Raw genomic sequence first — 18,995 nt, forward strand, 5'->3', positions numbered from 1 at the left:
TTAATCACTTGGCAAAAATTTTAATGGTTCAATATGACAATCTGGTTTCACTAATGTTGCAGGTTTATTAAATGACAGATAAATGACATTTTTCTTACGCTGGCGAACGAATTGAGGCAAAATAGCCGCCGTTCAAAACTGTTATTACAAATTAACCAACGAAAAGACTATGGCGAGCGAAAACAAAATTTTCATTATAGGACTACCCCGAACAGGCACCACCAGTGTTTGTTCAGCAATGCTTAACTTAGGTTATAAAGTTGCTCATACCGCCTATACTGACAAAACGTTTGAAGTTGCAGAAGTAATAGCTGACACACCAATTTTTTGTGATTATCAGCATTTAGACTACGCCTACCCGAATGCTAAATTTATTTATTTAGAGCGTTCGCTAGATAAATGGCTGCCGTCAATTCAACAACTACTATTGCGTATGCATACCAATTTAGCGCGAGACGATGGCGGCTTTAACCCTATTATCAAACGCTGCTATTTAGCTACATTCGCGCCCTATTCACTCGAAAACATTAACAGCTTTACGTTTTTAACAAATTGTTATCAGCAGCACTTCGCGCAAGCACAACATTATTTTCAACATCGCAAAGAAGATTTTTTATCAATTGATATTAGTGCGAGCAACAGCTTTGAGCAGTTGACTCACTTCTTAAAACTTAAAGAAGATGGCTTAACAATAAATTCATTTGAAAAGCTAAATGTTGGCGGTAAAGTTACCGCTTGGAAAGATATAAAAAGTAATTTAAAAATCGACTCGACCAATAAAGGCCGAGTGACTATGTTGCCTTATCTCAAGCAAGGCTAATCAATTTGCACTGTTTTTGGGATCATGGCAGCAAAAATAACGGCTAATGCAATAAATATCGCAGATACCACTAAGCATGCTACTAAACCATAAACTTGAAACATCCAGCCAGAGAGTACAGTGCCAAGTAATCTACCGCAGGCATTGGCCATATAGTAAAAACCAACATCTAGCGAAACGCCGCCTTTACCGGCCATATCGACTATTAAAAAGCTATGTAACGATGAGTTAACAGCAAACAACACAGCAAAAACCATTAAGCCAACAATAATCACCCAAAATGCATCAATTTCATTAACAAACGCAATTGCCATCACGCCTGGTACAAATGCTAATAAGGTGCCCCATTTTGCGGCATCAATACCATTAGGCACTTGGTCAGAAAACTTTGCAGTTATTTTTGGCGCAATAGTTTGAATAAAACCGTAAAGTATTATCCAAGCGGCAATAAAGCCGCCGACCCAACTATGCTGCCAACCAAACTCAGCAGCCAAAAACACCGGTAAAGCGACCACAAACCACACATCTCTGGCGGCAAATAAAAATAACCTAGCTGCTGAGAGTAAATTTATCGCACGGCTTTTAGAAAATATCTCCTTAAATTTAGGTTTGTTTTTCGCTTTACCTAAATCTTGTTTTAACTTGATAAGGCTAAATAGCCAAACAATAACAAGCATTCCAGTCATTACAACAATAGCGCCAGTAAAACCTAATAAAGTTAGTAGCAACCCTCCTAGGAAAAAACCAATGCCCTTTAAGGTATTTTTTGAGCCCGTCAGTATTGCAATCCACTTATACAACTTGCCGCTTTCACCATCGCTCACCAGTAATTTAATTGAGCTTTTGGCGCTCATTTTATTAAGGTCCTTGGCAATACCAGATAATGCCTGTGCAACCATGACATAGGCAACGGTAAGAAAACCACTTGGCGCCAGTAACATAGCTAGCGCAATAATTTGAATGGCTAAGCCAATATTCATGGTTTTGTTAAGGCCTAATCGAGCCCCTAGCCAGCCGCCAACTAAATTAGTAACAACACCAAAAATCTCATAAAAGAGAAACAACATCGCAATGCTAATAGGGCTATAACCGAGCTGATGAAAGTACAACACCACTAGCATTCGCAAAGCGCCATCAGTTAAGGTAAACGCCCAGTAATTACCCGTTATAATGAGGTATTGTTTAACTTGCTCTGATAGCCCACTTAGTATTTTCATGCATCTATCACTAACGGTTTTTATTCGCAGCTAAATCAGAACGACCAACCATGCGCGCTATTTCGGCAGTGCGATTGGCATATCCCCATTCATTGTCGTACCAAACATAAAGTTTAACTTGAGTACCATTAACCACCATAGTTGACGGCGCATCGATAATACTCGAACGTGGGTCAGTTTTATAATCAATAGAAACTAACGGGCGCTCTTCAAAGCCTAAGATATCTTTTAATTCATTGTCTGCCGCTGATTTTAGTAAACCGTTAACCTCTTGTTCCGTGGTCGCTCGCTCAAGCTCAAAAACACAGTCAGTAATTGACGCATTGGCTAATGGTACACGCACCGCATGACCATTTAATTTTCCTTTAAGCTCAGGAAAAATATGAGTGATTGCCGTTGCCGAACCTGTGGTAGTTGGGATTAAACTCATGCCACATGCGCGAGCACGGCGTAAATCTTTATGGGGTGCATCTAATATGGTTTGCGTATTGGTAATATCATGAATGGTTGTCATTGAACCATGCTTAATACCAATTTTTTCATGAATCACTTTTACAACGGGTGCTAAGCAGTTAGTGGTACAAGAAGCCGCCGTAACAATGGGAAATTTATCAGCATCGTATTCATCATCATTAACACCAACCACAATATTTAAAATGCCGTCTTCTTTAACTGGCGCAGTAACAACCACTCGCTTTACGCCTTGCTCCAAATAAGCATGTAATAAGGCTTTGGTTTTCATCACGCCCGAAGCTTCAATTACAACATCACAACCTGACCAATCTGTATCAGCAATATCACGATTTTGGCTACAAGCAATCTTATTTTCATTGATGATGATATTTTCATCTTTATGTGTTGCCTGATGCTGCCAAATACCGTGCACTGAATCAAAATTTAACAAGTGAGCTAAGGTTTCCGCATTGCCCGCAGGATCATTAATTTGAACAATTTCAATATCATCCCAATCATACGCTGCACGCATTGACAAGCGCCCCATACGGCCAAAGCCATTAATACCTATTTTAATTGTCATGATACTTTCCCTATCAATGTTTATTTTTCAAATCGTTTAATGAATTAACAATGTTTTTAAACTCTACTCACAGCAACTTGCTATACGAGTTGGTCTGTCGCCCATCTTATTTAAAGCTTGCAGATTTGGAGCTATAAACGTTAAATTTTCACTTAATGTTAAGGTGATAACGTTCTTTGACCATAGAGGGATATCAGGGTTTAGGGTGTAAAAAACCCATTGTTTCTGTTTACGAGTTACCAATACCCCCGCTTTTTTAAGTTGTGCTAAATGCCGTGATATTTTCGGCTGGCTACTCTCATTGAGCGCGACCATCAATTCGCAAACACAAAGCTCACCTTCTTTTGTGATAAGCAAGATGCTTTTTAAGCGAATATCATCAGCTAAGTTTTTATAAAATACTGTGGGCGACATGAACACGCTTCCATCTAAATGAATGAAAGCTATCATACAGCAACTACAAACATAACAAAATAGTTATATATGATTTTAGTTATATATAACTGTCCAAACAAACCTAATAAGATGATTTAAATCACATAAAACAGGCTAATAGTTATACTTAGTCGATAACTAAGTCACTTCCTAAATATGCCTAAAAATTAAACTCTTTACTTTTCAATGTACTAATACTTTATAAGAAATTAATTGTTGAAATAACATTAAATAAGAACTATTATCAATCGCATTATCAATCATTGGTGAATATATTTATGTTTGTTTGTATTTGCAAAGGCATCACAGACCGTCAAATTAAGCAGCTAGTCACCGAAGCCGGCGTCGGCTCTATGCGTGAACTAAAACAACACCTACCATTAGGGTCACAATGTGGCACTTGTGTAAAAGTGGCGCAAAATATTATTGATGACACCATTATCGATGAAAGTTTATTTAAAGAAGTAGGTTAGGCCTTAGTTAACTTACTAATTAAACTCAAGTAGTTCATTTTGATAGCCTCCTCTAATTACAACTGATAACAATTACCATTATCAACCATTTGTTTTTTAAGGTTTTTTAGCAATTACCTTTTGCATTCCGCTATTTTCTTCCTATAATTACTGCCAACATAAAACAACGTTTATCGAGGCACTAATGAAAGGTAATCCCGCAGTTCTCGCAATACTAAATAAAGTACTAACCAGCGAACTAACATCTATTAACCAATACTTTCTTCATGCCCGCATGTATAAAAACTGGGGCATTAATGCCTTAAATAGCAAATGTTATAAGAAATCGATTCTCGATATGAAACAAGCCGATAAAGTTATCGAGCGTATATTATTCCTTGAAGGCTTACCAAATTTACAGCAACTTTCGCCGCTTGCTATTGGTGAACATACGCAAGAAATGATCAGTTGTGACACCCGCTTTCAAACCGCTCAAATAGATATCGTACGCAGTGCTATTACCTTATGTGAGCAAGAGCAAGACTACGTAAGTCGTGAAATGCTTGATAGCATTCTAAATGACGAAGAAGAACACTTAGATTGGCTAGAAACTCAACAATACCAAATTGATAACATGGGTATTGAAAAATATATTCAAGCGCAGCTTTAAACCGTTAGAGGGTAAATAAAATGAAAGGTAATACTCAAGTTATATCTGCTTTAAATGGCTTATTAGCCTATGAACTAGCGGCAATGGATCAATACTTTATTCATTCACGCATGTATGAAGATTGGGGCATTAACAAGCTCTTCGAACGCATTGACCACGAATTTGATGATGAAAAGCAACATGCATCAATGTTGATACAACGAATTTTGTTCTTAGAGGGCGCGCCAGATATGCAAACCCGCCCAGGTTTACACATTGGTAAAACAGTACCTGAAATGCTGCAAAGTGATTTAGACGTTGAGTACGCAGTAGCGAAAGCACTTCGTTCAGCCATTGCTATGTGTGAACAAGAAAGAGACTACGTTACTCGCGAAATACTAGAAAAACTACTTGATGATACAGAAGTAGATCACGCGTTTTGGTTAGAGCAACAACTTGGCCTTATTAAAACCATCGGACTAGAAAACTATATTCAATCACAGCTTTAAGTAAGTACTAAATATCAAATACTCAAAAGCCAGCATCAATGCTGGCTTTTTTACTTCCTTATATCGCTCAGTTAACATTCTTACTGTCACCTTATTAAGCTATTTCACAGCCATTTCACAAAGCCAGTTTTAAGATAATGGATAATTTCTATTAATTAGCTTAAAAGTGAGCTTCGTTATGCCCTGCAACATTGAACTAAGGAATATCTGTCAGTCATTTCAAACAAATGATACTAAGGTAACATTATTTGAAGACCTCAACTTAACCATATCACGTGGAAAGTCATACGCCATCACTGGTCCTTCTGGCGCGGGGAAATCAAGTTTATTAATGTTGATGTCCGGCTTAGAAGAGCCAACCTCAGGCACAGGTACTTATGTCAATGGCGAGCAAACAAAACCGTTACCTGAATTAAGGAGCGACATTGGCTTTATATTTCAACAGTTTCATCTCCTACCAGAATTAACTGCGCTAAATAACGTAGCCCTACCACTGAAATTAAGAGGAGATAAGAACGCCGTAACAAAAGCTAAACATTGGCTTGAGAAAGTTGGTTTACAACATCGATTCGATCATAAACCCAGTCAGTTAAGTGGTGGCGAACAACAACGTGTTGCAATAGCAAGGGCGTTGGTATTCGAACCTAAATTTATATTCGCTGATGAACCTACCGGTAACTTAGACCAAAAAAGTGCCAGCGAAATCGCCGACATTCTATTTACCTGTTGCCAAGAGAATAATGCCGGTTTAGTGGCTGTGACACACAGCGAAGTATTGGCTGAACGAGCACAGCACAGGTTTTCACTCGCTGAAGGTCAGCTAAGCACGCAAGAAACTAACATATTGAAGGTGGCATCATGTTAATTAGTAACAGTAAGCTTGCTTGGCATTTTTACCAACAAGAGTTTAGCTCATCTCACCAACGGTTATTGCGTTGGACACAGGGGATTTTACTATTATTCATTATGACCTTAGGCCAAACAAGCCAAAGTATACAGGCATATTTAAACGATAATTTGCAAAGCTTGTTAGGTGCTGACGCGGTGTTAAGTCAATCTAGCGCTTTAACCATAAAACAGCAAAAAGAACTCGCTGCAATCACCAACACCATTGTCCAAACTCAAGATATAAAAACAACACTAACCCATAATGAACATTGGCAACGTACGAAATTAAAAGCGGTCGACGCGCAATACCCGTTGCAAGGCCAGCTATTCACCTCAAGCTCTCTTAACGATAAAGAAGTTGCAACACAATCTGGCCCAGAGCAAGGACATATTTGGCTCGACGCTAGACTTCTTGCTGGCTTATCAATCAACATTGGCGATACTTTACAAATAGCAAACCAAGCATTTTTAGTTGCTCGAGTATTACATCACGAGCCAGATCGCTTGATGGAAGGTCATAACGTTAATATGCGTGCGATGATCAATACTCTTGATATAAAGTCACTTGAATTCGCCCCAGAATTAATACACTACCGTTACCTAATTGCAGGCTCTGCCAGCCAAATTAAGGCGCTAATAACATGGCAAAAAGAAAACCTCCCTGCTGCGCAAGTACATCACAAACAAGGCAATCATCCTTTAGCTTTATTCTGGAAACGAACAGAAAACTTTATGGGCTTGGCATCGATTCTTTTATTCTTTATGGCTGCTATTGCCATCAACCAATTAACCCAAGTGCATATTAAAAAAGATCAATATTTTTCAGCAATTTGCATGAGCCTTGGCGCAACAAAAAGTACCGGCATTCAAGTTTCTATTTTGAAATGGTTATTTGGCCTGCTACTAATAATGCCGGTTGTTGTCACTTTGTCAGCGATAAGTCATTGGCTGATCATAAACTGGTTAAATGAAACATTTACAGAAATAGTTTGGCAATGGCGCCTAACATCAATGCTGCATTCAGTTCTGGCGGTGACTACCATATTCGCTATTTTCCATGCCCCGGTGTGGCTATCATTACGCAATAACTCAGTTGCAAAACTATTTAGCAATAACAAACAAGGCTTAAGCCACTGGTTAAGTAAATTAAGTAGCTTGGTGGTGTTATCTTTAGTTGTTATCAGCTATTCAGACAATGCCTTGTTAACTTTGATGATGGTTGCCGCTATCGGCTTTACCATTGTGGTAATGATAGTAGTCAGTTGGAGTTCACTAACCGTTGGCGAAAAGTTAAGCCAAAGCTTTTCTGGCCTAATACCATTTTCATTATTTATGATGAAGCAACGCTTGATCAGCAAAAGCACCCAAATACTAGGCGTTGGCTTATGCGCATTTTTACTCTTGTTTACCTTAATGTTGCTAAAAGATTTAGGTAACACTATGACTTCTTATCAACGCCAGCATGATGGCAATATCATTGTTTCGCAAGCCACTAAACCACAAATGCAGTTTATTGAAAACTGGGCAGACGAACATGCTATCGATGTTCGCCAAGCTAAGCCTTACATGTACGCCAAATTAATTGCTGTGAATAATCAAACACTGGCTGAATTTAGCAGTAAACCTAGCGATAGTATGGCAACCTTTAGCCATGCCATTCGCTTACATTGGAGTGAAGCCGTACCGAAAAACAACAAAGTTATTGAGGGGCAATGGTGGCAGAAAAACACAGAAAATTGGCAACAAATATCCATTGAAGAGGAAGTGATGACTGACTTAGGTTTAGCACTTGGCGACTGGTTAACGTTTTTCATCGGCCAACAACAAGTAAAACTACAAATAGTGGCTAGTCATGTATTTCAGCCAGGTGCCGGCTCTATTACTTTTTGGGTGCAAATGCCACCAACTGCATTAGCTCATATTCAATCAGCACATTACAGCATGGCTAGTATCGAGTTAACTCAGCAACAAGAAACATTACTGCCCGCACTTTGGCAAAAATTTCCAACACTGCGAATGGTATCGCTAAAAGAAGTCACTGAACGTTTTGATAGCATGTTAGCCATGATAACCAAAGTTATCAGCGGCTTTTCATTGATGATCATAATTCTCGCCAGCGTCGTTATTCTCGCCTCTATCAGTGCCTTGGAGTCTCAAGAAAAGAAGAAAAACAGTATCATTATGAGCTTTGGTTTTACTCGAGCTACCTGTTTAAAACTTAATATTATTGAGTGGCTCGTTACCGCAAGCATCACCGCAATTGGCACTATTCTAGGTACATACTTTTCCGGTATGCTGATCTATCAGTCTCAATTCTCGTTGAACTATCAGCCTGACTTTATTTGGCTATTCATCACCTTAGCAATAATTTTGTCTGTTGTTACCGGCTTAGGCATATATGCCAGCAGACACAGCTTACAAAGTTCGGTGAAGCAATTAATGTCTGATACCTAAACAAAATTTCGCTCAATATTTCACATCTGTTTCACAGTATACGCGGCATGATTAACATAAATTTTAAGGAGAATACCTATGACAGCTTTAGTAAAAACGATAAATAAATTCTTAGCGCTAATAGTTTTAATCATGCTATCCGTGCAGGCAAGCGCATTTACCTCTGAAAAGAAAGTGGTTATGGTTGTTAGTGGTTATGGTCAGCAACAAGGAGTAGAAAAGCCGGGCTATGAATTCGATGAATTCGCCAAAGCTTATTCAGTGTTTAAAGCCAATGGCATTTCAGTTGATATAGCCAGCCCTAACGGCGGTAAAGTGCAAGCTGATAAATATGACCCTAAAAAGTCATACAATGCTGTGGTATTGGCAGACCAAGTTATTATGGCTAAATTGGACAATACCTTACCCACAGCTGATTTAGATGCAAATGCCTACGACGCAATATTTATTGTTGGTGGTAAAGGTGCCATGTTTGACTTACCAAAAGATACCGCATTACAAGCTTTTATTGCCGACATTTATCAAAGTAAAGGCACCGTTGCAGCTGTATGTCATGGTCCAGCAGCATTAGTCGACGTTAAGCTTGACGATGGCAGTTACTTAGTCGCTAATAAAGCAATTAACGGCTTTACCAATCAAGAAGAAAAGCTATTTGGCAAAAGGTGGCTGAGCCAGTTTGAATTTATGCTGGAAGACAAATTAACTGAACGAGGCGGACAATTTCAATCGAGTGAAATTATGCTAAGCCATGTTGCCATTGATGAGCGCTTAATTACCGGACAAAACCCAACATCAACCGTTGATGTGGCAACAGCACTAGTGAAAATGTTGGGCTTAACGCCAGCCGCACAAGAAAAAGACATTGAAGACAACACCATGGCGGTTATTGCAAAGTTTCTCGCTGGCGATAAAACAGCGTTAAATACCTTGGCAGATGCTCCAGAACAACATCACCTTGCACTAGCAGGTATGTACGGTTTTTATTATTTAAAAATGGCAGAAAGTAACCGACAATTTGAGCAAGCATTATCGTTAATGACCATAGCACAAAAAACCATTAACAATCCGATGTTAGATATGAAAATAGCCTCTACACAACATAAGTTAGGACGCGTTACTGATGCAAAAAACACCTTAAATCAATTACTCGTAGCAAAACCTGATTACAAACCAGCATTAGACATGTTAAAAACGTTATCATTATAAAAATTAGAATCACCGAACAACACCGCAATTAAATTGATTGCGGTGTTTATGTTACATTTGGTAGGTATATGAAAGCACAAGCAACATCACTTAATGTTCTGCTCGTTGAAGATCAACAAAGCATTGCCGAAAATATCGCAGAATACATGGAGGGCAAAGGCCACACTTTCGACTTTGCCAATCAAGGGCAACATGGACTTGAGCTAGCATTAGAAAACCACTTCGACTTAATCATACTCGACCTTAACCTTCCAAAAATGGACGGGCTTGAGGTCTGTCAGCAAATACGAAAACTCGCTAATCGTCATATTCCGATATTAATGCTCACGGCACGAGACAGTATCGATGATAAAGTTTCTGGCTTTACCGCCGGCGCCGATGATTACCTAACGAAACCATTTTCATTACAAGAACTGGAAGTCAGGTGTTTAGCCTTATCAAGACGTCATTTACTGCAAACAACTGACATTTTAACTATTGGCCCTTTAGCCATTGATAGGCAAAGAAAACAAGTATCGAGAGACAATACCCCCCTTGAGCTACATGCTATGGGCGTGCGTATTATCACCATTCTCGCCGAAGCTTACCCGCAAGTTGTTAGCCGCTCAATGTTAACGCAAAAAATTTGGGGTGATGAACCAACAGAATCTGACGCTATGCGCTCTCACATTTATCAGTTACGCAATATTTTAGATAAGCCTTTTGACTACCCCATATTGAAAACCGTACACGGTGTTGGTTTTACCTTAGAGGTTAAAAATGAACAATAACACCCGAAAAACTCATAGCTTGAGCCGACGTATTGTCGCGCAATTTTGCATATTCACTTTAGTCATATCAGCGATATATTGTTTTTTCTGTCTGATACTTCTATACAACCTAGAAGACAGTTTTATTGAACGTGAAGTCGCACAAGAAGCAAACTTTTTAACAACGCAATATCAAGCAACAGGCCAATGGCCAAAAGCTCGTGTACCTCATATGTCAGTGTATTTATCAAAAAGCACCTTACCTGCAGATATGCAGCAACAGTTTTTAGATGAGCCACAACGCAAAGAGTTTTATGGAGAACAAGGTAGGCATTATCATTTATATCCCCTATCTAAAAATGAAAATGTTTATTTAGTTGCCGAGGTCAGTCAAAATTTACTGGTTCGGCCGATCAGAGACGGCGTAATTCAGTTCTTTTTAATATTTGGCGGCATACTTTCACTAGTGGCATTTTTTATTGCTTGGTTGTTAGGTAGAAAAACCGCAACACCACTTAAGCAGCTAGCCGACTTAGTTGACGGTGTTGCTCCTGAAAACATTCCGAACACCTTTGCCCATAACTTCCCCAACAATGAAATAGGCGTCTTAGCGCACACACTTGAAAACTCCATGCAGCAAATTAGCAAGGCACTTGAGCGTGAGAAATGCTTTACCCGCGATACTAGCCATGAATTACGAACTCCCGTCGCCATCATTAAAAATGCCGTTGAGGTTTATCACAGTAAAAATAGCGAGAATAATGACAACAACCAATTAATCAGCCGTATTTCTGATGCAGCCATGCAAATGGAACAAACGGTGAACACACTGTTAATCCTCGCGAGAGAAGAGCATAACAGTGAAAAAAAAACCCTCATTCAGCTTTTGCCATTGGTTGAACAATCGATTTTAGATCATAGCTATATGCTTAACGGCAAAGCGGTAGAAGTTGATGTAATAAACAACTGTAATACCCAAATACATGCACAATCAGGCATGCTAAAAGTATTGCTTGATAACTTGCTCAGTAATGCTTTTCAATACACCAACCGTGGCGAAGTTAACGTTGATTTTATCAATAACCAATTAGTGATCAGCGATACCGGCCCAGGTATTGAAGAGGGTATTTCTTCGCATATCACCGCGCCAGCAGTAAAAGGTAGCCAAAGCACTGGCTACGGTTTTGGTTTATCCATCGTTAAACGTTTATGCGAGCATCAAGGCTGGCAACTAACCGTTGAAAGCAATAACGGCACAGTGGTTTCGGTAGCATTTTCAAAATGAGTAAATTTTTACTGTTATTTAGCAAAATTCTCATAACCGTTTCAATTGTACTATTTGCCGTAGATTTGCTACCTATCGACTTGTTTTCAACATCAAGTGAAACTGCTTATCTTAAAGCAGAGTCTATCGATTCCCCCACAATCAGTCACTATAAGACCCACATACTATCAGTTGGTGTTGTGACATATCTGCTAAGTAAAATGGTTGATTGATGCAAGTAATAAGAAATATTCAATACAAATACCGATAATTTGATCTGCCCTCTTTCACTCGCGAGTTAGGCAGGCTATTATCGCCGCTAATTTCAACCATATGTTTTAAATGTTTATGAAAATTGTTGCAGGCTTTTGGTATACCTTGGTAGTTGTCGCATTGGCGCTAGGTTTCTTAACTGGAACAATTCAGCAATTCTATTATGTCGGTGGCTGGAACAACGCGCCATTGTTCGCAAAAATAGCTATTCCGCTAACCTTTATTACCTTCATTGGTTTTTGGATAATGATGCTAGAAGACTTTATTGAAAACAAAACCAACAAGCATCGCGTGTTAATTGGCTTAAGTTTATTTTTTCTGCACTGGATAGCGATTTTAGTTTACTTTTGGGCGGTGGTTTATCGCCGAGAAAAACAGGAAAGCTAAGACAAGTTAAAACCTTCCTTTTTCAACATCATTAACATAAGTTTATGAAAACTAAGCTGGTAACTACAGACCGAAGTAGCCTTGAAACACTCGTTTCTGTTTCAACATGTAATTAATAAACGTTGATTATTTCCTTATATGCCTATGTATCTCTTGGGTAAGTATTCCCTCCTTTTCAGTTAAACAAATATTTCATGATTTCGCGCAAGCTTATTTCAATCCTGTAACGTTAATTGATTGATGGCTCTGGTATATTTAGGTTATGCGATAAAAATAAAGTTAAAAGGTAAATATAACATTTATTTAACTTTACTTATTTTCTCATAGTAAACTTGCTATGTGCCTAAACTAGTCAAGGAGTGACCCACGATGTCTTCACCAATATTAAAAATAGATAACATCAAAAATATAGCTGTCTATAAAAACTTCCAATGGACAAATTCAGTAAGAGATGGTGGTAATAACATTGCTGAATTTAAAAATATTAATGTTATTTACGGTCGAAACTATTCGGGGAAAACAACACTATCAAGAATTATTAGATCAGCTGAAATAGGCGTGCTTTCTAATAAATACCTAACCCCTGAATTTAAATTTAGCCTTGCTGATGGAAGTGAAATTACACAACGTTCATTAACGACACATAGCCATGTTATTAGAGTATTCAATGAAGATTTTGTTCGAGATAACTTACGCTTTATCACTGATGACGAGCAAACTATTAATTCATTCGCAATTCTTGGTGAAGACAATACTAGGCTTGAAGAGGAAATTGAAACCAATGAAATTGAGCTTAGGAGTGTCGAGGATAAAGATGGTCTTATTGGAAAATCTCTTGAAGCAAATGAAGAGCACTCGAGGGCAGAAAATGCATATAACAGAAAATTAACTGCCTTAGAACAGAAGTTACGCGACAAAGCAAATAAAGCTAGTAGTGGAATAAAGCATAATAAAGTTTTCGGGAACGCTAATTACAACCTGACCAAAATAAAAAGTGATATACGAAACGTTATAAAGGACTCTTTTTCCCCTATTACTGATGAAGATTTAGTAATGAAGCTTTCTCTTCTTAAGGAAACCCCTAAAGAAGAGATTAGAGAATCTTCTCTTTTTAGCCTGAAATACTCATCAATACTTTCACAGGCTAAAGAATTAATAGAAAAAAAGATTCAAGCATCAGCTCCTATTCAAGAATTAATCAATGATAGTGTTCTTGCAGCTTGGGTACGTTCAGGGCGAGAACAGCATGAAAATAAAAGAGAACAATGTGCATTTTGTGGAAATGATTTATCTCCAGAGCTTTGGGATAAATTAGATAAACATTTCAATCAAGAATCTGAAAATCTTCTATCAGATTTGAGAGGTTTATTAGCTACGATACAGAAAGAAAAAGCCAGACTCCCAAACTTATTAAAAATTAATAATTTAGACTTTTATTCCAATTTTCATCAAGACCTTGATACTTTAAAAGAAGAGCTTTCAAATGTACCGAAAGTTACCTTGCAACTATCGAGTTGATAGAAGTTCAAGTAAAGTCCCGAATGGAAGACATCTTTAAAGATATAGTATTTGAAGAGCCTACTACAGTTGAGACTGAATTGAATAATATTAGGCTTTCATTTGAGGAATACCGAAATAAAGCGAATCAATCTACCTCATCATTAAGTAGCGATCAGTTTAAAGCTCGTGATGCGCTAAGACTACACGAAGTATTTACATTTATAAACGATATCACCTATGTTGATGAAACTAAGGCAATAGAAAAGTTAGAAGAAGAGCAAACTACTGCTGCTAGATTGAAAATAGTTGCAAATGCCAAGGTCAGTGCCAAAAGGAAGAAGATAGGTGAATTAAAAGCTCAACTTAAAGATGAAAGTAAAGGTGCGGATCAAGTAAATGAATATTTAAATGATTTTTTTGGTCACCAGTCACTTTCTTTGAAAGCTATTGAGGAAACATCTCCCCTTGTTCGTACTGGATATCGATTTGAAGTAACTCGAAATGAGCAAAAAGCTTACCATCTAAGTGAAGGAGAATGCAGTTTAATTGCTTTCTGTTACTTCATGGCGAAACTTAAAGATATCGAGACTAAAGGGAACCAGCCTATTATTTGGATAGATGATCCAATTTCAAGTCTAGATGCAAATCATATTTTCTTTGTTTACAGCCTTATTAATGCAGAAATTGCCACACCAGAAACATATGATGATGCTGGCGAAATAAAGGAGAGAAATCGCTTTGAGCAATTGTTTATTTCAACTCATAATTTAGATTTCTTAAAATATCTTAAACGTCTTCCAGGAGCATCGAATAAAAAGAAATTTCAATATTTCATTATCAATAGAACAGATCAAACTAGTGAGATTTCCTTAATGCCTAAATATCTAAAAGAGTATGTAACAGAGTTTAACTTTTTATTTCATCAGGTTCATAAATGCGCGGCTATAACGGCAATAAACGATGATAACTACACTACATTCTATAATTTTGGAAATAATGCGAGAAAGTTTTTTGAAATATACCTGTATTACAAATACCCTGATCAAGGCATGACTCAGACAACTCTAAAGTCATTTTTCGGTGAAGAAAGTGTACCTGCAATCCTTAGTGACAGGATCAATAACGAGTATTCTCATTTAGCAGGTGTTTTTGAGCGGGGCTCGACACCAATAGAAGTACCAGAAATGCATACAGCAGCTAAATTCATTTTGGACAAAATAAAACAAAACGACCACGAACAATATGTGTCGTTAGTTCAGAGTGTTGGTGAAGTCAACGCCTAACATGAAACTTAGCAGGGCAAAAAATAGTTATTTTTGCCCTTTCATCAATAATTTTATTGCCTATTGTCGAGGCGGTAAATTTCTACTACTTGCCTCTACTTTACAACCTCTCGATACTGATAATCAAAATAAGCATCCTTAGACACTTCATCTATCTCAACAAAATACGCAAATGTGCCTTTCATTTGTAATGTGTGTTCGCGAAACAGCACCGCTTCATCAATTTGTGTAAAGCTAAAGGTTAAGTTTAATTCGTTAATCGAAGCGCTGAACATAGGTGAAAATGGCGCGTTGTTGGTGATAGTAATGGTTTCGATAAACTCGCTTTGTTTGTTATACGACAATAGGCCGTCTAACTTGCCTTTGGTTTCATCACCAAATTGGCTTAAGGTGACTTGAAAACTCATTTCAATATGGCTGCTAGTTTCAGATTGATAGGTAAGCGTTTCTTGGTTAATCAGCTCCCTTAACTTGATGGTATAGCTGTTATTATCGGTAGCTTTCTTGTTATTGTCGTTTGCCTTTGCTTTGGCCTTTTGTTTCTTTTTTAAAAACTTTTCTTGTTGCTTTACTGTTGCTTTTTCACCATTAGCACTGATCAGTAACCATCGCTTTTTGATATCTGCGTTTGGGGTAAATTGTTCGATACTTTCAGTGATATCACCCTCTTCATTTTCGAAACGATTAACGGTAAAGCCCCACTGTTTACGGTCGGTTTGTTCAAACTTAACAATGGCTTGGTTAATTTTTTCTTTAAGGCTTCTGGTTTCACTTGCCTCTAAATTCTCTAAGTTCCCTATATTTGCAGTTCGAGCGCTAGTGCCAAAAACACCACTTACCATTAAACAAACACATAACAATGAAAACCTTACTCGCCCAACATGCAATGCCATACCTACTCCTAATCCACAGTTCATAATTTTTAACTCTTAATAAGAGATGCGGACAGCTTAGCGATTAGGCTGTGAAAAATTTGTGAAACCTTGCTTTACCAATTGCAATTTATCAGCAATAAAAAAAACAGCTAGTTTCCTAGCTGGCTTTTAAACATTTTGTTTTACGCTTGTTGAGTTAAAGCATTTAACTAAAACTGCTAAGTTATAGCAACTTAACTACAACGGATACTTAATTAAAAGTCGTAGGTGTAGCTAACGCTAAATATTGTACCTACTTCTTTTGAACGTACGGTAATATCAGACTGTGTGACTTCTTGGTCTTCACCGAGTAAATTCTTCACTTTAACTTTTACTTTCGAGTTAAAATCAGGGTAGTAAGTATAAACCGCGTCAAGCGAGTGAAACGGTTGCTCTAGCGCATCTTCCCTGCCACCAACACCCGACGCAATAATACGTTCGCCAAATACGTTATAAACTAACGAGCTACTATGATTACCGTTAGCAGAGTCGTAGTTAAGCTGTAAGTTCACCACGTATTCTGAATGGCCAGTCATACGTTTTTTCGGATTCGTTAAGTTGCCGGCAAACGCTGGGTCAATCGATACTTCAGAATCACTTAAAGTGATGTTACCAGAAGTAAAGAAGCCATCAGCCAACCACGTTAAGTCGTGTAACCATTCCGCTTCAATACCGTAAACCTCAGCCGTTTCACCATTAACGAATGATAAGGTGTAGTCTTCGTCACCAATTGACAATACTGACTCGATTGGGTTAGTAATATCTTTATAAAACATACCTACAGAGTAGTTATCGCCATTGTCAGCATAGTATTCATAACGGGCATCGTAGTTTTTAATTGGGCTACTTTTAAGCCCAACGCGACCTATGGTACGAATATCTGTTAAAGGGTCATAATAAGCAACTGGCACAACTTCACGTAGATCAGGTCGAACAACTGTTTCACCGTAACCAAAACGAATTTGGTAATCGTCGCCACCAATGTAGGTAAACGATAGTGCGCTGAAGAAGTCATCTTCAATAATGCTACCATTTTGAATTTTCTCTTCTGAGAAGAAAATATCTAAGTCTTCTTTTTTGAAAATCAAACTTGAGGTGGCTAACGAGGTTTGTTTGAACTCTTCATAACGCACACCACCACTGACACGCCATTTACCTTGGTAAATTAAGTCAAATGCACCGTAACCGGCATCAATTTTTTGCCCTGCTAGATAATCATCAGCGTCTGGCGCTGTTGGCTCGTTAAAGTCAACTAAGATGCTGTTGTTATCAAGCAATTCATCGGTTAAATAGTTGGTAACTTCAAGTACGGTATCAGCACCTGAATTAACCGGAATTTTAACGCCACTGTCGTTATTCACGGTAAAGCTTGATGTCGTATAGTAACGGCCTTTATCGGAGAAGTCGTAACCTGCTTTAAACTCAAGTTCAACATCTTCAAAGTAAAGCGGTAATGTTACATTACCACTGTATGACTTCACATTATCTTCAAGTGCTAAGTATGAATAAACTACGCGATTGTCATCACCGGTAATATCAGACTTTTGATAAGCGCCGTCAGCATAAGTGTCGATAAACTTATATTTAACATCGGTTGGTATTTCAGTTTCTGCGGTTGATTCCGTATATTGCCAATCAACACCTAAGCCAGCATAGTCGGTAAAGGTATGTTTACCAGTAAACTGCATAATTTCTAGGCTGCGTTCTTCGTAATTAAATTCGTGAGAACGTTGTGCTTGGCCGTTACCGAAAATAGTGTCAACGGTACTACCATTTGGGCTTTCAATAATACCAATAACACTTTCGTCTTCGTTATCTTCAAGATAAATATTGGTCCAAGCTAGCTCGTGGTTATCAAGCTTATAGCCTACGTTGAAAACAGCACTTAAGCGTTCGTTTTCGGTCGTTACTTGTGAGGTTTTAACCGTGTTGTAACAGGCGTTAGCTATTTGCTCATCGTTCAGTAACGTTTCACTACAGTCATCAGAGAAGTTTTCGCTGATCACCGCTGACTTTTTGTTAGCAAACTGCCATTTGTTGTCGTAAGAAACTGCGGCAAGGAAACCAATTTGGCCACCAAAGTAATTCTCATCAAATGAATTACCAATACTGGCTTTGAAATTGTAAGTTGGGTCAAGCGACTCGTCTTTCATTACCATGTTACGTGGTAATGATTTTAATAAATTTTGGTTAATCGCCGTTGCTTGCTCGCCACGCGTTGCTGAATCAGTGTCAGTTAAGTTATCGGTTAAGATAATATTACGCAGTGAAAAGTCACCTTTGTATTGCACAATGGCGTTTTGTAATTCGCTTGGTAAGCCGTTGCCTTGACGGTTATAGGTGAAACCGTCTTGTGAGTTTTCATCGTAAGCTAAGCCTACTTCGAAACTAGCGACAAAATCTTTTGGTACTGACTTAGTTCTAATGTCGATTGCACCACCACCAAATGCCGCTGGCATAGATGGAGAATATGACTTTTGCACTGATAAACTTTCAATAATGCTGGCTGGGAATATATCAAGCGGCACCACATTTCGCGTTAAATCAGGGCTTGGAATATTTGCGCCATTTAAACGGGCACTTGAATAACGCTCGCCTAAACCACGAACATAGATAAATTTGCCGTCAACGAGCGTTAAGCCAGTGACTCGTCGTAATGCTGATGCGGCGTCGCTGTCACCCGTTTTTGAAATTTGTTCTGAACCTAAAATATCGGCCACAAACGCTTGGTTACGACGTTCTTCAATAACTGCCGCGGCACTACCTTGTAATCGGGTTGCTTTAACTACAACCTCTTCCATTACGTCGTTCTCTTCTGGTGTGCCTTGTGCCAATACACTTGGGACATTGGCTAATAACCCCAGACCAACGGCAAGAGAAACTCTTTTAAGTCTATGTTGAGTTGTCATGTTTAAATCCTGCTTTCAAATCAAGTTAAAAAAAGACGCAGCACTCACTG

The 18,995-nt window shown here is 38.3% G+C and carries 17 protein-coding genes; 12 read left to right on the plus strand and 5 right to left on the minus strand.

Features of this window, described 5'->3' with window-relative positions; genetic code table 11:
• The first annotated feature begins 169 nt into the window (after positions 1 to 169).
• Positions 170 to 820: a sulfotransferase gene (locus tag AC27E9_RS06530; protein WP_487128457.1), complete on the plus strand. Its 651-nt coding sequence runs from the start codon at positions 170 to 172 to the stop codon at positions 818 to 820.
• Here AC27E9_RS06530 and arsJ read toward each other — a convergent pair.
• The 3 genes from arsJ to AC27E9_RS06545 form a co-directional block, all read right to left on the minus strand.
• Positions 817 to 2,037 carry an organoarsenical effux MFS transporter ArsJ gene (gene arsJ / locus AC27E9_RS06535; RefSeq protein WP_487128458.1) on the minus strand — a complete coding sequence of 407 codons (1,221 nt, stop codon included), beginning with the start codon at positions 2,035 to 2,037 and terminating at the stop codon, positions 817 to 819. The genes AC27E9_RS06530 and arsJ overlap by 4 nt on opposite strands.
• A 10-nt stretch (positions 2,038 to 2,047) precedes the next feature.
• A complete protein-coding gene (locus AC27E9_RS06540) occupies positions 2,048 to 3,073 on the minus strand; it encodes an ArsJ-associated glyceraldehyde-3-phosphate dehydrogenase (protein WP_487128460.1) in 1,026 nt (341 codons plus the stop codon).
• Positions 3,074 to 3,136: 63 nt separating this feature from the next.
• A complete protein-coding gene (locus AC27E9_RS06545) occupies positions 3,137 to 3,487 on the minus strand; it encodes a metalloregulator ArsR/SmtB family transcription factor (protein ID WP_487128462.1) in 351 nt (116 codons plus the stop codon).
• A 299-nt stretch (positions 3,488 to 3,786) separates the two neighbouring features.
• On the opposite strand from AC27E9_RS06545, the gene AC27E9_RS06550 reads away from it, so the two are divergent.
• From AC27E9_RS06550 to AC27E9_RS06600, 11 genes are all read left to right on the plus strand, one after another.
• Complete coding sequence (locus tag AC27E9_RS06550) at positions 3,787 to 3,981, plus strand: bacterioferritin-associated ferredoxin (RefSeq protein WP_487128464.1); 195 nt, start codon at positions 3,787 to 3,789, stop codon at positions 3,979 to 3,981.
• A 184-nt stretch (positions 3,982 to 4,165) separates the two neighbouring features.
• Positions 4,166 to 4,630, plus strand: a complete 465-nt coding sequence (gene bfr, locus AC27E9_RS06555) for a bacterioferritin (RefSeq protein ID WP_487128466.1) — start codon at positions 4,166 to 4,168, stop codon at positions 4,628 to 4,630.
• 20 nt (positions 4,631 to 4,650) lie between these two features.
• Complete coding sequence (gene bfr / locus AC27E9_RS06560) at positions 4,651 to 5,118, plus strand: bacterioferritin (protein ID WP_487128468.1); 468 nt, start codon at positions 4,651 to 4,653, stop codon at positions 5,116 to 5,118.
• Between the two features lie 178 nt (positions 5,119 to 5,296).
• The gene (locus AC27E9_RS06565) at positions 5,297 to 5,983 is read left to right on the plus strand and encodes an ABC transporter ATP-binding protein (protein WP_487128470.1); all 687 of its coding nucleotides are present in this window, start codon (positions 5,297 to 5,299) and stop codon (positions 5,981 to 5,983) included.
• Positions 5,977 to 8,460: an ABC transporter permease gene (locus AC27E9_RS06570; protein WP_487128472.1), complete on the plus strand. Its 2,484-nt coding sequence runs from the start codon at positions 5,977 to 5,979 to the stop codon at positions 8,458 to 8,460. The genes AC27E9_RS06565 and AC27E9_RS06570 overlap by 7 nt, the downstream gene beginning before the upstream one ends.
• Positions 8,461 to 8,538: 78 nt before the next feature.
• Positions 8,539 to 9,666 carry a type 1 glutamine amidotransferase domain-containing protein gene (locus AC27E9_RS06575; protein WP_487128474.1) on the plus strand — a complete coding sequence of 376 codons (1,128 nt, stop codon included), beginning with the start codon at positions 8,539 to 8,541 and terminating at the stop codon, positions 9,664 to 9,666.
• A gap of 68 nt (positions 9,667 to 9,734) precedes the next feature.
• Positions 9,735 to 10,436, plus strand: a complete 702-nt coding sequence (locus AC27E9_RS06580; protein ID WP_487128476.1) for a response regulator transcription factor — start codon at positions 9,735 to 9,737, stop codon at positions 10,434 to 10,436.
• Positions 10,426 to 11,700 carry a sensor histidine kinase gene (locus tag AC27E9_RS06585; RefSeq protein WP_487128478.1) on the plus strand — a complete coding sequence of 425 codons (1,275 nt, stop codon included), beginning with the start codon at positions 10,426 to 10,428 and terminating at the stop codon, positions 11,698 to 11,700. Before AC27E9_RS06580 ends, AC27E9_RS06585 begins: the two co-directional genes overlap by 11 nt.
• Before the next feature lie 327 nt (positions 11,701 to 12,027).
• On the plus strand, positions 12,028 to 12,339 hold the full coding sequence (locus tag AC27E9_RS06590; RefSeq protein ID WP_487128480.1) for a hypothetical protein: 312 nt from the start codon (positions 12,028 to 12,030) through the stop codon (positions 12,337 to 12,339).
• A gap of 369 nt (positions 12,340 to 12,708) precedes the next feature.
• Positions 12,709 to 13,857 carry an AAA family ATPase gene (locus AC27E9_RS06595; RefSeq protein WP_487128482.1) on the plus strand — a complete coding sequence of 383 codons (1,149 nt, stop codon included), beginning with the start codon at positions 12,709 to 12,711 and terminating at the stop codon, positions 13,855 to 13,857.
• Between the two features lie 23 nt (positions 13,858 to 13,880).
• On the plus strand, positions 13,881 to 15,122 hold the full coding sequence (locus tag AC27E9_RS06600; protein ID WP_487128484.1) for an AAA family ATPase: 1,242 nt from the start codon (positions 13,881 to 13,883) through the stop codon (positions 15,120 to 15,122).
• A gap of 95 nt (positions 15,123 to 15,217) precedes the next feature.
• Here AC27E9_RS06600 and AC27E9_RS06605 read toward each other — a convergent pair whose 3' ends face one another.
• Both AC27E9_RS06605 and AC27E9_RS06610 read right to left on the minus strand, forming a co-directional pair.
• Positions 15,218 to 16,015: a hypothetical protein gene (locus AC27E9_RS06605; RefSeq protein ID WP_487128485.1), complete on the minus strand. Its 798-nt coding sequence runs from the start codon at positions 16,013 to 16,015 to the stop codon at positions 15,218 to 15,220.
• Between the two features lie 236 nt (positions 16,016 to 16,251).
• Positions 16,252 to 18,945 (minus strand): TonB-dependent receptor plug domain-containing protein, encoded by a 2,694-nt coding sequence (locus tag AC27E9_RS06610; RefSeq protein ID WP_487128487.1) that lies wholly within the window; start codon positions 18,943 to 18,945, stop codon positions 16,252 to 16,254.
• Positions 18,946 to 18,995 lie beyond the last annotated feature (50 nt).

This window comes from Colwellia meonggei (assembly GCF_057537295.1).

Coding starts and splice junctions, on each gene's coding strand:
- AC27E9_RS06570 (WP_487128472.1), top strand. CDS start 5,977: ATGTTAATTAGTAACAGTAAGCTTGCTTGGCATTTTTACCAACAAGAG.
- AC27E9_RS06530 (WP_487128457.1), top strand. CDS start 170: ATGGCGAGCGAAAACAAAATTTTCATTATAGGACTACCCCGAACAGGC.
- AC27E9_RS06540 (WP_487128460.1), bottom strand. CDS start 3,073: ATGACAATTAAAATAGGTATTAATGGCTTTGGCCGTATGGGGCGCTTG.
- AC27E9_RS06545 (WP_487128462.1), bottom strand. CDS start 3,487: ATGTCGCCCACAGTATTTTATAAAAACTTAGCTGATGATATTCGCTTA.
- AC27E9_RS06575 (WP_487128474.1), top strand. CDS start 8,539: ATGACAGCTTTAGTAAAAACGATAAATAAATTCTTAGCGCTAATAGTT.
- bfr (WP_487128468.1), top strand. CDS start 4,651: ATGAAAGGTAATACTCAAGTTATATCTGCTTTAAATGGCTTATTAGCC.
- AC27E9_RS06600 (WP_487128484.1), top strand. CDS start 13,881: ATGGAAGACATCTTTAAAGATATAGTATTTGAAGAGCCTACTACAGTT.
- arsJ (WP_487128458.1), bottom strand. CDS start 2,037: ATGAAAATACTAAGTGGGCTATCAGAGCAAGTTAAACAATACCTCATT.
- AC27E9_RS06585 (WP_487128478.1), top strand. CDS start 10,426: ATGAACAATAACACCCGAAAAACTCATAGCTTGAGCCGACGTATTGTC.
- AC27E9_RS06580 (WP_487128476.1), top strand. CDS start 9,735: ATGAAAGCACAAGCAACATCACTTAATGTTCTGCTCGTTGAAGATCAA.
- AC27E9_RS06610 (WP_487128487.1), bottom strand. CDS start 18,945: ATGACAACTCAACATAGACTTAAAAGAGTTTCTCTTGCCGTTGGTCTG.
- AC27E9_RS06595 (WP_487128482.1), top strand. CDS start 12,709: ATGTCTTCACCAATATTAAAAATAGATAACATCAAAAATATAGCTGTC.
- AC27E9_RS06605 (WP_487128485.1), bottom strand. CDS start 16,015: ATGGCATTGCATGTTGGGCGAGTAAGGTTTTCATTGTTATGTGTTTGT.
- bfr (WP_487128466.1), top strand. CDS start 4,166: ATGAAAGGTAATCCCGCAGTTCTCGCAATACTAAATAAAGTACTAACC.
- AC27E9_RS06590 (WP_487128480.1), top strand. CDS start 12,028: ATGAAAATTGTTGCAGGCTTTTGGTATACCTTGGTAGTTGTCGCATTG.
- AC27E9_RS06565 (WP_487128470.1), top strand. CDS start 5,297: ATGCCCTGCAACATTGAACTAAGGAATATCTGTCAGTCATTTCAAACA.
- AC27E9_RS06550 (WP_487128464.1), top strand. CDS start 3,787: ATGTTTGTTTGTATTTGCAAAGGCATCACAGACCGTCAAATTAAGCAG.